The organism is Wenyingzhuangia sp., assembly GCF_039768515.1.
Taxonomy (GTDB): Bacteria; Bacteroidota; Bacteroidia; order Flavobacteriales; family Flavobacteriaceae; genus Wenyingzhuangia.
In genome coordinates, this window is the sequence record NZ_JBDNAI010000042.1 from 1 (window position 1) to 13,994 (window position 13,994).

Here is a 13,994-nt window from a genome sequence, read left to right on the forward strand (position 1 = left end):
ATTATAAAACTAAATCCCTTTTTTAAATCTAGAATCTGTGCGTAAGCACACTTCCCAACAAATAAATGGAATGAAAAATGATTTTATTGTGGTTTTAAAAATGTATGATTAAAGAGACTCCTCTATGAAATTGGTCATTTTTTGATACAATTGAAGTCTTGTATTACCGCCATAAATGCCATGATCCTTATCTGGATAAATAGCCCAATCAAATTGTTTGTTCTTATTCACTAGCTCAGTGATCAAAGCCATCGTATTTTGAAGGTGAACATTGTCATCCGCAGCACCGTGAATGAGTAGAAAACTACCTTTTAATTGATCTGCATAATAAAGAGGAGAATTCAAATCATACCCCTTAGGGTTTTCTTGTGGTGTTTGCATGTATCTCTCAGTGTAGATGGTGTCGTAAAATCTCCAACTTGTCACTGGCGCTACCGCTATAGCCATTTTAAACACATCATTCCCTTTTAAAAGACAATTCGTGCTCATAAAACCTCCATAACTCCAGCCCCAAATTCCAATTCTGCTTTTATCCACATAAGACAGCAACCCAAGTTGTTTTGCCGCTTGAATTTGATCTTCTACTTCATACTTACCCAATTGCTTATAGGTTACTTTTTTAAACTCCGCACCTTTAAAACCTGTACCCCTTCCGTCTATACAAACCACAATATACCCTCTAGAGGCAAGTAATTGAAACCAATAGTCATTAACATTATTCCATCTATTAGCTACTTCTTGTGATCCTGGTCCACTATATTGATACATCAGGACAGGGTATTTCTTCTGTTCATCAAAACCAATGGGCTTTATCATCCACATATTTAAAAGATTATCATTTACTTTTATCTTAGAAAACACTTTGTTAGACAGAGCATAATCGTCTAATTTTTTAAGTAATTCGTTATTATTCATCAGCTCTTTTATTTCCGTAGTCTTTTGAACAGTTTTCAAACTGACGCGAGGAGGAACAGTAACGCTAGAGAATGTATTGATGGAATAGGTATACCTCGGACTAAATACCGCAGAATTGGTCCCTACAGAGGTACTGAGTTTTTTTTTATTTTTACTGTTCAAATCAATTTGATAAACCGCTCGATTCGTACTTCCATCTTCAGTAGATTGATAATATATAGTGTTGTCTTTTTTGTTGTAACCATAAAAATCGGTAACCTCCCAATTACCACTCGTTATTTGATTTTGTAATTTCCCAGATTTTGAATAGAGATAAATATGGTTAAACCCATCTTGCTCGCTCCTCCAAAAAAAACTGTTATTCTCTATGAACATAACCTGATTCATGAGTTCTACATAGCGCTCTGATTGTTCATTTATGACTAAATTCAATTGCTTGCTGTGTACATCACAGAAATAAAGATTTAAATTATTTTGATGTCTATTGAGGGTTTGCACACTTAATAAACCCTCTTCTTGTGTAAATTTAATTCTTGGAATATAGTAAGAGTCATTGGGAAGCCAAACTGTATTCGTTTCGTTACGACTGAGCTGATAAGTATGTAGGGAAACTACTGAATTGTTTTGTCCAGCCTTAGGATACTTAAACGATTGCTGCTTAGGATAAAGATGCTGACCATAAATATTCATGGAAACCTCCGGAACATTAGACTCATCAAACTTTAAATAAGCAAGGTATGTCCCACTTTTACTCCATTCGAAAGCACGTACAAATTCAAACTCCTCTTCATACACCCAGTCGGTAATCCCATTAATTATTTTGTTTTTTTTACCATCAAAGGTAATTTGAGTTGTAATGTTATTATCGAGGTTTTTTATATAGATATTACAATCAAACACATATGCTATTTTATTCCCTTCAGGGGAAAAAGTAGGGTTCTGAATTTGTCGTTCATCAATAGAAATTTTTGTATTCTCTTGGAGGTTATATAAATAATACTTTGCAGAAAAAGACCTCCTATAGATGGGTTTAATTTCAGTTGCTAACAACAATTTATCTTCGTTGTTACTAAAAGAATAGTCAAAAAAAGGAACAACTCCAATTAACGAAGAATCTACAAGTCTTCTCTTTTTTTCTTGAGTTTTGTAATCGTACAAATCGATTGAAGTAGAACGAGTGGAAGAGTTCCAACTCAACATTGTATATTCTTTATCGTTTTTTAAACTATGAAAAGTATTCATTTGTTTGGTTCTAAAAGCCCCACTCCATATTTCATCCAAAGAAATATGCTTGTTTTGAGCAGTAACCATAACAGAGCAAAATACAGATAAAAAAAACAAAACTGAACTTTTCGTGATCATGACTAGAATTAATAATTGAGACATCAAGCTATGAAATTAATCACGATATAAAAAAAAGCTTTCTAGAAATTCTAGAAAGCTTTTTTTTATATCGTGGTGGGAATCAAACTCTATCCCCCAAAATCATCAAAACGGACGTTTTCTTTTGGAACACCTAAATCATCACACATTTTAACAACAGCTTGGTTCATCATTGGTGGACCACAGAAATAAAATTCTATATCTTCTGGCGTCTCGTGTTCATTTAAATAATTATCGATCAATGATTGATGAACAAATCCTACAAATCCGTCACCATCTTCGTCATTGATATCTTTCTTTACTTTCCAATTGTCTTCTGGTAAAGGCTCTGAAAGTACCAACTGTAATTTGAAATTTGGAAATTTCTCCATTAAAGATTCAAAGTAATGAATATAGAACAATTCACGCTTTGAACGACCTCCATACCAGTAAGTTACTTTACGTCCTGTTTTCATCGTATGGAATAGCTCGTATAAATGAGATCTCATTGGTGCCATTCCGGCTCCACCACCCACGTAAATCATTTCAGCATCAGAATCTTCATTAATGAAAAACTCTCCATAAGGACCAGATATTGTTACTTTATCTCCAACCTTTTGATTAAACACATAAGAAGAAGCAATTCCTGGATTTACATCCATCCAACCACCTTTGACTCTATCAAACGGAGGACATGCCACACGTACGTTCAACATGATCTCTCTTCCTTCAGCAGGATAAGAAGCCATAGAATAAGCACGCTCAATGGTTTCTGTATTTTTCATCACCAATGGCCACAACCCAAATTTCTCCCACTCTTGTTGGAATTTATCTGGTTCTCCTGGATGATCTGTTGGATGTGCTGTGATATCCATATCAGAATATTTGACTTCACATGGTGGTATTTCAATCTGAATATATCCTCCCGCTTTATAATCCATATCTTCAGGTATCTCCACCACAAATTCTTTGATAAAAGATGCAACATTATAATTTCTAACTACAGTTGCTTCCCATTTCTTAATCCCAAAGATTTCTTCAGGTATAGAAATATCCATATCACTCTTTACTTTCACCTGACAACCCAAACGAGCACCTTTGGCCAATTCTTTACGAGTAAAGTGAGGGGTTTCTGTTGGTAGAGCTTCACCTCCACCTGAATGAACATGACACTCACACTGTAGACAAGTACCCCCTCCACCACAAGCTGATGGTAAAAATATCTTTTCATTCCCTAAAGTAGCTAACAAAGAACTTCCTGTTTCTACTTCGATTGTTTTCTCTCCATTGATCGTTACTTTAACTTTCCCTGACGGTAATAACTTTGCTTTAGCTCCTAATAAAATACTTACTAAGATTAAAACAATAATCAAGAAAACAACGATACTAATTGCAATTACATTCATAATTAAATCTGTTCTTTATTATTATAATTTGATTCCTGAGAAACTCATAAATCCTATCGCCATTAAACCTGTGATAATAAACGTTATTCCTAAACCTTTTAACGGTCCAGGTATGTGTGAGTATGCTATCTTTTCTCTAATCGCTGCAATAGCAACAATAGCTAACAACCAACCAATTCCTGACCCAAAACCATACACTGCAGACTCTCCCACATTAGCAAAATCTTTTTGTTGCATAAACAAAGACCCTCCTAAAATTGCACAGTTTACAGCAATTAATGGTAAGAAAATACCTAATGCCCCATACAAAGCAGGCGCAAAACGTTCAACAATCATTTCTACCAACTGCACCATAGACGCAATAACTGCGATAAACATGATAAAACTTAAAAATGACAAATCAATACTCGCATATTCTTTCCCTAACCAGGCTAAGGCACCAGGCTTAAGCAAGTATGCGTCAATTAAAAAGTTTACTGGAACCGTAATAGAAAGCACAAATACTACTGCTGCTCCTAAACCAACGGCTGTATTTACGGTTTTTGATACTGCTAAGTAAGAACACATCCCTAGGAAATATGCAAATACCATGTTGTCTATAAAGATACTTTTTACAAAGATGTTAATATATTCCATCGTAACTATAGATTTTAGTGTTGTTCAATTAATTTTCTATTCTTGTAGCGCTGAATCCAGATAATGATTCCTACGGTAATCAATGCCATAGGAGACAATAACATAAATCCATTATTTTCATATCCCAAAGAATACAAGCCTGTAGACTCTGCAATGGTTTTGGCTTTATGGCCTAAAATCTCAATTCCAAACAATTTTCCGGAACCTAGTAATTCTCTAAAGACGGCTACTAATACTAAGATTAATGCATAACCTGCACCATTCCCCACTCCATCTAAGAAAGATTTCCATGGTCCATTTGCTAAAGCAAATGCTTCTAAACGTCCCATCACTATACAGTTGGTAATAATTAATCCAACGAATACAGACAACTCTTTACTTACGTCATAAGCATAAGCTTTTAATACCTGGTCAACTAAAATCACCAAAGAGGCAACAATTAATAATTGAACAATGATACGAATACGTCCTGGAATCAAATTACGTATTAAAGAAACGATAACGTTTGATGCAATAACAACAAATAATACCGCTAAAGACATTACGACGGCAGGCTTTAGTTGAACCGTAATTGCCAATGCCGAACATATCCCTAGTACTTGTACTGAAATCGGATTGTTATCGTCTAACGGATCTGATAATAGCGCCCTATTTTGCTTTGAAAACAATGCTTCTTTTCCTTCTGCCATGATTAGTTATTTTTAAAATAAGGTAAATAATGTGACAAACGCTCACTGATCATTGCTGATACTCCATCAGAGGTTATTGTTCCTCCTGAGATGGCATCAACACCATGATCGTCTCCTACTTTTGCTCCACCTTTAATTGCTGTAACGGAAACAAAATTGTTTGACTCATCTATGATTTTTTTTCCTGTAAATTGAGCTTGAAACCAATCTGTAGTAATTTCTGCACCTAAACCAGGTGTTTCTCCTTTGTGGTCAAAATTGGCACCTACAATTGTGTTTTTATCTGAAGCCAAAGCTACATATCCCCAAATAGCATCCCAAAGTCCTGCTCCATATAAAGGAACTATGTAATAAGTTTCTCCATCTTTTTGAGCTTTGTATAAAGGATAACGCTGGTTCTCATCACTCTTCTTGACTTCATTCTTCAGACCAATTTTAAACGCATTGGTAGTCTCATCTATTTTTCCATCGTTTGTCAATGCTAGTTGTTCTTTGATGTACTTGTTAAATTCCACCTCAGCTTGCTCTCTCGATACACCTGTTACTCCAATGGTTCCAAGTATATTTTGCATTTTTTCTGCTTTTACGTTTGTATCCTGTAAAGGTTTTAAACTTGTGGCAGTAAATGCTAATAACCCTGCAATAATTGTTACAATAATGATTGCAAAGATAAACGTATATGCGTTACTATTCTTATTCATAATTAAGCAGTTTTTAAACGATTTTTACGTTTTTTAATGTTCCCCTCTACCACATAATGGTCAATTGTAGGAGCAAAAACGTTCATTAATAAAATAGCCATCATCCATCCTTCTGGATACGCACCATTGAATACACGGATCATCAACCCAAATATCCCGATAAGAAACCCATAAATCCATTTTCCTTTGGTTGTTTGTGCACCAGACACAGGGTCAGTTGCCATAAAAACTGTAGCAAATAAGAAACTTCCCACTAACATGTGCTTCCACCATGGAAAACTCATCAAGGAATTATAACCAATTTGATTAAATATCAATCCCATGACTGCACAACCTAAAACAGATCCTAGCATGATTCTCCATGAGGCAACACCAGTAGCAATTAAGATTACGGCTCCAATCAACACTGCTATAGCAGAAGTTTCTCCTACAGAACCTGGAATGTAACCCAATACCATTTCCATGACTGACCAACTAGCATTTGCTGCTCCAGAAACTAAAGCTTCTGCTTTGTCTTGATTGGCAGCTAACATACCCAAAATTGTTTCACCAGAAATAGCATCAACGGTACTAGCATCTGCAACCCAAACTTTATCTCCTGACATTTGCGGTGCATAGGAAAAGAATGCAAAAGCTCGGGCTATCAAAGCGGGATTGAAGATATTCATTCCTGTACCCCCAAAAGCTTCCTTACCAATAAACACAGCAAAGATGACAGATATTGCCAACATCCATAAAGGAAAATCAATTGGCATAATCAGAGGAATTAACATCCCTGAAACCAAATAACCTTCATTTACTTCATGATTGTTATATATAGCAAAACCAAATTCTATAGCCAAACCTACTCCGTATGAAACCACAAGCATTGGTAAAAATTTCCAAGCTCCAAAAATCATACAGGTTAATAAATCTGTATTCTCTCCTAATTGAGAATAATGTTGGTAACCAATATTATACATACCAAAGAACATCGCTGGTAGTAAAGCTATAATAACCGTCACCATTGTTCTTTTTAAATCTACACCGTCTCTAATATGTGAACCTTTAGTTGTGTTATGCTTGGGCACAAACAACAAGGTGTCAAATGAATTTATTGCCGGAGCAAATTTTTCAAACTTACCTCCCTTATTGAAAGGCTTTCTTATTTCGTCTAATTTCTTTCTTAAAAAATCCATTAACCTACTTCTTTTATCATTAAATCTAATCCTTGTCTGATGATTTCTTGAGCTTCTAACTTAGAAGTGTTGGTGTAATCAACCAATGCAAAATCTTCTGGGGCTACTTCGTAAATCCCTAAATTCTCCATTTTCTCTATATCATTCGAAATACATGCCTTAAGCAATTGCATTGGAAAAACATCTAAAGCTACATACTTTTCCATTTCTCCCGTTACAACCAATGCTCTGTCTTCACCATTCAAGCTAGTGTCTAGGTCATATTCTTTATTGGGCGTTAACCAAGAAAAAGAGGTTTTAGAAGCACTATGGATTGAACCACTACCTACAAATGGAAACCAACCAAAGAAACGATGTTTATTTCCTTCTGGAATAACACTAATCAAATTATCGTTGAAACCAAGATAATCATCTAACTGAATTTGAGTCCCCGTCAAAACACTCCCCGAGATAATTCTAGAACCCTCAACCTCAACATGGTCTTCCAATAATTTTTTAATATTTTGTCCCGATCTTAACTCAAAATATTGAGGGTTTTTAACTCGAGAACCTGCTAGAGCAACAATTTTTGTTGGGTTGTATTTTCCTGTCAAGAACAACTCCCCAATAGTCGCAACGCCTTGAGCACTGACCGTCCATACAAGATCCCCTTGATTTATCGGATTGATTGCTGAAATATGAGTTCCTACATTACCAGCAGGATGCTTCCCATGAACCTTTAAAATGTTTACGTTTTCTATATCATGAAAGAAACTTACCTCGTCAGCATCCACAGCTAGATTCACATCGCCATCTGTTAATTTAGTTAACGCATTGATCCCCGCCTGAAAAGCTTTATCCTTTCCTTTTAATGCAAATGCATAATGAGGTCCTAAAGGAGCTGTATCGAAAGAAGAAACAAAAATAGCTTTTGGAAGATCACTAGGATCTGCAACAATATCGTAAGGACGTTGTTTGATACTAGAAAAATTTCCGCTTTCTAAAATTTTTTCTAACACAGCCTCTTTTTCTAATTGAAGAGGGTCTGATTTTCCAAAATCTTTAAATTGATCTTCTGAACTTGATTTGATAATTACCGCTAACACTTTGCGTTTAGCACCTCTCTTGATTTCTGCTACAGTTCCGCTTACAGGGGAAGTGAATTTGATCTTTTCATTATCTTTTGAAAAGAAAACTACATCACCAACAACAACTTCACTACCCACCTTTACGGCAAGTTTTGGCGTAACACCATGAAAATCTGTAGGTTTAATAGCGTAGAAATCAGAACGAGAAACAGTAGCCACGGCCGTGACTGCTTGTCCTTTGAGCTTTATGTTTAAGCCTTTTTTTACCCTAATGTCTTGTGACATATTTATAAATTTAATTTATTTTTATCTAATAAAATATGGCGCAAATTTAATTAAATTGTGCATTCTTAAAGCTACAAACAAGGCTTTAATTTTACAGCTCTATTTTATTTATAATAAATCTAATTAATTTTGTTTTTATAATAACGTTTTCTTTTAAATTGCAGTGTCTAAAAAAACCAACAAATGGCAAGTCAAAGATTAAAAAACATACTTTTTTACTGTTTAATAGTTATGGTTTTAAATCCATACTATACTGTTGCTCAAACTATTGATATCCCAAAGATAAAGACAGTAATCCTAAAAAACAATGATGATTTTTTTTCCAAAACCATTCAACCGCTCAAGGGTTCTTTCACTTTCAGCTTTGACGATGTAGAGGGATTACAAAATGAATATTACTACTTGATAACACACTGTGAAATTGACTGGACCCCATCAAATCTCCCTACCTCGTATTACATAGACGGGTTCAACAATATGCAAATCAACAACATGGAAAACTCTTTTGGCACACTACAGAACTACACCCACTATGAATTTTCTATTCCAAATGAAGATACAATCATCACCAAGTCAGGAAATTACCTTATTCAAATTCTCAACACAGAGGAGGATGTCGTATGCGAGAGAAGATTGGTCATCTTTGAAAACAAACTCTCGGTAAACTTAAATATTTCAGAAAGTAGAGATTTATCGTCTTTTAACGAAAAACAAGCCGTCTCTATGGTGATCAGGAATAACACATTACCTATTCTTTTTCCAAATCAAGAAATAAAAACTTTTATCTTTCAAAATGGTGACCAACAAATAAAAACTCCATTTTTAAAACCAACCTTCATAAATGAAAACACTTACACGTACAGACCTAGTAACGATAGTGAATTTAATGCTGGTAACGAATTTCTAAGTTTTGACAACAACGAAATTTTAAGAAACAATCGATATGTTCAGGCATCGTATAGGGTAGACAGTTATTTTAACACCATTTTGGCGACTCAAAAAAGCAGAGCAAACACTAACTATACTTATAACCCTGACATTAACGGAGATTTTATCATTAGAAACCACCAGTCTAACCTTCCTGAAACCGAAGCAGAATACAGCAATGTGTTGTTCTCCTTACTTAGTAAAGAAGAATACGTAAACAAAAAAATCTATATTTACGGAGCCTTCAATAATTATCAATTTAGCGATGAAAATAAATTAAGTCTAGATCCTACTGGAACATATCTGACTTGTAGTTTATTCTTAAAACAAGGCTTTTACAACTATAATTTTGTTGTTCTGGAAAATGATGAAATCAACAACAAAACTATTGGTGGTTCTTTCTTTGAAACTGAAAACAATTACGAAGCTCTGGTTTACTTTAAACCTCAAAATTCATTTTACTATGAAGTAGTCGGTTATGGAACAGGTAACAGTAAAAAAGACATTGAAAACTAATTATTTAATCGTAACCAAATATATGATAGAGACAACAACTCAAGGAATTAAAATATCTGTTACTACTGTTTTTTGTGGCATTCAAGAACACAATCAACAGAAACACTATTTGTATGACTACTATATAAGCATTGAGAACTTATCTCCTCATACGGTTCAATTGTCCTCAAGGCATTGGGAAATATACGATTCTTTAAACCATACAGAAATTATTGAAGGCGAGGGAGTTGTTGGAGTTCAACCCATTATCAAGCCGACAGAAAAACACACCTATAAATCTCATTGTATTTTGCTCTCAAATTGTGGCTCGATGAAAGGATACTACATAATGTTGAACCTAGATGAAACAAAAAAATTCAAAGCCATGATTCCCTCTTTTCAACTACTCACTAAGACGGTTTTGAATTGACCTTACGATATACATATATATTTGTATCTTGTATGATATACGCCACTGAACAGTTTGTCGGATAAACAAACTCGTGAGGTTCTTCAGGATTAAAGCCCGGGGTACTAGACTTGAAAAAACCCTCAAAATCTTTATATCCTCTATCGGTAAACCTTGAAATTATATATCTACCCTCTATTTTTGTTGGAGACAAACTAAACCATGCACCACTTCCAATACCCCCTAACCAAGTTGCGTCTTTAGGATTAAAGACACTCCTATTGGGCAACTCTGTTCCAATCGGACAGACCTCATTAGAAAATTCTTTCAGCAAGCAATTTCTGTACTCTCTCAAAATTGATCTGTTTTTATAGAGCCCTATTTTTTGATCTGTAACAATATAAATATCACTTTCTGTAGACCCCTTGATCACGTTACTAATAGGGCTAGGTGTCAACAAATTTGAAATTTTTAACCTCAAAAGAACAGATTTATTTACACATGAACTTTTTAGTACATCCGCAACAAATCTTGCACAATTACTACCGTTTTTTACAAAGGCACCATAAGGGAGCTCTTTAAGAGCTAATAATTTTTCAACAAACGAAATCGCCTTATCATAATCTATCTGAGTATTTAAGCCAACAATCAATCTTCCCTCTCCATGAGTTTTTTCAGTGTTATTCTCCAACCAAAGGAGCATTTCTGAAAGATTGACTAATTTGTCATTTTCAAAATTCGCTTTAAATGGCAACTCTAGTTCTGGATCGGTGTCTTTACTCCTTACACGTCCAAAACCATATGAAGTGATATATCTTCCAAAATCAAAATAATCGACTTCTTGGGTGTTTTTGTGTATCAACAACAGGGCTGCATGCCCAGCTTGTACAGCATGATTTCCCCCAATTCCTAATTTTGGCCATATCCTACTTGAAAACTCAGTGTAAGCTGGCCGCACAATAGTGTCAGGATAAGATAAAACAAGAATGGCACCGTCGGACATCACAAGGCTATCTTTTTATTGGCTCTGTAAATACAGAATCATACTTTAAAACACGCTGATTCAAGTAATCATAATAGTCAACTGAAAGCTGACTTCCTTCATAAACAACCATAGTAGTACTGACAGTTTCCACGCTACTTCTTTTCATTTGAGGAGCAATTTCTACATTTCCCAAATTTTTATTTTGATGAAAATTTAAAACCGTATTTATTTTGACTCCTTTACTTGATACTACCTCTTTTTCAAACCATTTTTCTCTCAAAGCTTTGGTCTCGCAATCATATAAGGTAGAAGAGGACCAAATACATGGTTGTTCTGCCATTAACGATTTTACTTTCTTTTTTCCTTGACACCAAACCAGTTCATAAATCTTCTTTGTGTTTCTCCAATCCAATACTACAAGAGTAAACGGAGCTACACCCGCTAAATGTATTTTTTTAAATGTAGACAAGAAATCTTTATTTGTCAAAATAGAGGTTACCACTAACCCTCTACTTTTTGAAAACTTAAGAGCTGGGTTGTGATATAGAAATCCTCCATTTAATAAACAAGCCAATCTTTTTTCTTCTGACAAACCTATCCATGTCCCCCCAGCAACCTCGTCTCTTGGATAAAACAAATTCAAACGTTTCTCTTTATAGTGAGCTGGAACAATAGTTTTTCTAGCCCCTTGTTCATCCCTATTAGAAGTAAAAATAAACCCTTCCCCCATAGGAACATATGTTACAGTACACATAAGTAATCTTTTTTATCTTTGAGTTCTATAATAAATATACACATTAATATAAATTTAACATCAAAAACCATATCAATATTGTTAAATTTGTAGCCTTAATTGATATACATGCAACGCATACATAGGCTTTTTGAAATTGATGACTTTTCATCCTTAAAAAACCAACTTTTGATTTGGGGAAACAAACACCAAACTGTTGTCTGGCTAGACTCTAACAATCACAAAAAAAGTAATATTGAAGGGGTTTTAGCTGTTGACAAGATGAGCTATATCTCTTCTGACTACATGAATGCCTTTGAGCATTTAAAAGAGTTTATCAATTCTATTCGTGATTATGCCTTTGGTTACTTGAGCTATGATTTAAAAAATGACACTGAAAAATTAAGCTCAAATAACATTGATGACGCAGCATTTCCAGATTTATATTTCTTTCAACCTAAAAAAATCATTGAAGTCTGTGATCAAGGACTGCTCTTTAAATACCCTACTCACTTAGAAAATGAGATCGATACAGACTGGAAAGCTATTCAAAACACAACCAAAAAAGAATCTGTAAAAAAGACCTTTGACATACAACAGAGAACCTCTAGGGAATCCTATCTCAAACAGGTAAAAAAGGCTATTGACGAAATTCATAAAGGAGAAGTATATGAAATAAATCTTTGCCAAGAATTCTTTGCAAAGAACGCTGAAATAGATCCATTAGACACCTATTTAGATTTGAATTCCATTTCCAAAACTCCATTTGCTACCTTTTTAAGGATGGATGACAAGTACTTACTATCTGCCTCTCCAGAGAGGTTTTTACAAAAAAAGAAAACGATACTTACCTCCGAACCTATCAAAGGAACTGCAAAAAGAGAAAACACTCCTGAAAAAGATGCTCATCAAATCGTTGCCTTAAAAAACAACACCAAAGAAATCGCAGAAAATGTTATGATTGTGGATTTGGTCAGAAACGATTTGTCTCATATTGCTGAAAAAGGAAGTGTAAAAGTAAAAGAACTTTGTGGCATCTATACTTTTGAACAAGTACACCAAATGATCTCAAGTATTAGTTGCGAATTAAAGCTCAACATCCATGTCGTAGATGCGATTAAAGCGTGTTACCCTATGGGAAGCATGACAGGGGCTCCTAAAATTGCTGCGATGAAATTTATTGAAAAACTTGAAGACAGCAAAAGAGGTATTTATTCTGGGGCTGTAGGATATTTCACCCCAGATCATAACTTTGACTTTAATGTTGTCATCAGAAGTATCGTATATCACCAAACTAAAAAATACCTATCTTTTTCTGTAGGTAGTGCCATTACAGCCAAAGCTGATCCAGAGCAAGAATACGAAGAATGTTTACTCAAAGCAAAAGCCATGAGACAAGTGTTGAGTTAGACAATTGCTTACTACTGTATCACATTAACTCTACCATAAAGAAGTGAAAGTCTAACTTACTTTCCTTTCATGACTTGTTTTTTATTTGTCTAAGACCACCAAATGATCTTTCCATGCTTGCGGAATCTCATCAAGGGCATAAACTTTTAATTGATCTTCATCAGCACTAACTCCTGATTCTAAGAGTGTTTGTTTTAAGAATTTAGTATCTAATTTAAACATCGCCCCCGTAATTGGATCAACAATTAACATTCCTAGCACACCCGCTAAAAGAACGTTTCCTATATAAAAATCATCAAGTGTAAATTCTATTGGTGCTGTAGCTGATTGGTAGCCATTTTTGGTGAAGGTCACTTCATATTTAGCTTTTTTAAAAAAACCACTACCAGATTTAAGGTCTAATTTGGCCGGTGTTTCACCGCAATATACCTCTACTCCCTTCCTATCCTTAACAACTATGTTTGCTTTACTTGGGGCACTATCAATAGATAACTGGTATACATTTTCACTAAATATAGAAGCACAACTTGGTAGAAAAAGGGACATTGCCATCAAAACAGCAACTATTTTAAGATTTTTTATCATTTTATGATTTGATTAATTACTAGCTCAGAGCTTTATCATTTATTTCCTTCCTATTAGAGATCTTTAACCCCCTTTCTTATTTTTAATAAAATTAGAAAAAAAAATAAAAATACATAGAAAATCATAAATTTAAAATTAGGTATATGGAAGTTTAAATAGAAACATCGCCAAAAAGACTTAATTTAGCACTTACAACGACATCTAACGAATT

The 13,994-nt window shown here is 34.5% G+C and carries 13 protein-coding genes; 3 read left to right on the forward strand and 10 right to left on the reverse strand.

Going from position 1 to position 13,994, the window contains the following annotated elements:
- Positions 1–108: 108 nt before the first annotated feature.
- From ABF281_RS02640 to ABF281_RS02670, 7 genes are all read right to left on the reverse strand, one after another.
- Positions 109–2,301 carry an alpha/beta fold hydrolase gene (locus ABF281_RS02640; protein ID WP_347180146.1) on the reverse strand — a complete coding sequence of 731 codons (2,193 nt, stop codon included), beginning with the start codon at positions 2,299–2,301 and terminating at the stop codon, positions 109–111.
- Between the two features lie 86 nt (positions 2,302–2,387).
- Positions 2,388–3,683: an NADH:ubiquinone reductase (Na(+)-transporting) subunit F gene (gene nqrF / locus ABF281_RS02645; protein ID WP_347180147.1), complete on the reverse strand. Its 1,296-nt coding sequence runs from the start codon at positions 3,681–3,683 to the stop codon at positions 2,388–2,390.
- Between the two features lie 21 nt (positions 3,684–3,704).
- Complete coding sequence (gene nqrE, locus ABF281_RS02650; protein WP_347180148.1) at positions 3,705–4,319, reverse strand: NADH:ubiquinone reductase (Na(+)-transporting) subunit E; 615 nt, start codon at positions 4,317–4,319, stop codon at positions 3,705–3,707.
- A gap of 14 nt (positions 4,320–4,333) precedes the next feature.
- Positions 4,334–5,008, reverse strand: a complete 675-nt coding sequence (locus ABF281_RS02655; protein ID WP_347180149.1) for an NADH:ubiquinone reductase (Na(+)-transporting) subunit D — start codon at positions 5,006–5,008, stop codon at positions 4,334–4,336.
- A gap of 2 nt (positions 5,009–5,010) precedes the next feature.
- Entirely contained in the window at positions 5,011–5,709 is a 699-nt protein-coding gene (gene nqrC, locus ABF281_RS02660; RefSeq protein WP_347180150.1) for an NADH:ubiquinone reductase (Na(+)-transporting) subunit C, read from the reverse strand.
- 2 nt (positions 5,710–5,711) lie between these two features.
- A complete protein-coding gene (locus ABF281_RS02665) occupies positions 5,712–6,887 on the reverse strand; it encodes an NADH:ubiquinone reductase (Na(+)-transporting) subunit B (protein WP_347180151.1) in 1,176 nt (391 codons plus the stop codon).
- The gene (locus ABF281_RS02670) at positions 6,887–8,239 is read right to left on the reverse strand and encodes a Na(+)-translocating NADH-quinone reductase subunit A (protein WP_347180152.1); all 1,353 of its coding nucleotides are present in this window, start codon (positions 8,237–8,239) and stop codon (positions 6,887–6,889) included. The genes ABF281_RS02665 and ABF281_RS02670 overlap by 1 nt, the downstream gene beginning before the upstream one ends.
- Before the next feature lie 183 nt (positions 8,240–8,422).
- Here ABF281_RS02670 and ABF281_RS02675 point away from each other — a divergent pair, with 183 nt between their 5' ends.
- Positions 8,423–9,682: a DUF5103 domain-containing protein gene (locus ABF281_RS02675; RefSeq protein WP_347180153.1), complete on the forward strand. Its 1,260-nt coding sequence runs from the start codon at positions 8,423–8,425 to the stop codon at positions 9,680–9,682.
- Positions 9,683–9,704: 22 nt separating this feature from the next.
- On the forward strand, positions 9,705–10,091 hold the full coding sequence (apaG, locus tag ABF281_RS02680) for a Co2+/Mg2+ efflux protein ApaG (protein ID WP_347180154.1): 387 nt from the start codon (positions 9,705–9,707) through the stop codon (positions 10,089–10,091).
- Here apaG and ABF281_RS02685 read toward each other — a convergent pair.
- A complete protein-coding gene (locus tag ABF281_RS02685) occupies positions 10,072–11,073 on the reverse strand; it encodes a DUF6695 family protein (RefSeq protein WP_347180155.1) in 1,002 nt (333 codons plus the stop codon). The genes apaG and ABF281_RS02685 overlap by 20 nt on opposite strands.
- Positions 11,074–11,080: 7 nt before the next feature.
- Positions 11,081–11,809 carry an NRDE family protein gene (locus ABF281_RS02690; RefSeq protein WP_347180156.1) on the reverse strand — a complete coding sequence of 243 codons (729 nt, stop codon included), beginning with the start codon at positions 11,807–11,809 and terminating at the stop codon, positions 11,081–11,083.
- A 108-nt stretch (positions 11,810–11,917) separates the two neighbouring features.
- Here ABF281_RS02690 and ABF281_RS02695 point away from each other — a divergent pair, with 108 nt between their 5' ends.
- Positions 11,918–13,198 (forward strand): anthranilate synthase component I family protein, encoded by a 1,281-nt coding sequence (locus tag ABF281_RS02695; RefSeq protein ID WP_347180157.1) that lies wholly within the window; start codon positions 11,918–11,920, stop codon positions 13,196–13,198.
- 81 nt (positions 13,199–13,279) lie between these two features.
- Here ABF281_RS02695 and ABF281_RS02700 read toward each other — a convergent pair whose 3' ends face one another.
- The gene (locus ABF281_RS02700; RefSeq protein WP_347180158.1) at positions 13,280–13,783 is read right to left on the reverse strand and encodes a hypothetical protein; all 504 of its coding nucleotides are present in this window, start codon (positions 13,781–13,783) and stop codon (positions 13,280–13,282) included.
- Positions 13,784–13,994: the final 211 nt, after the last annotated feature.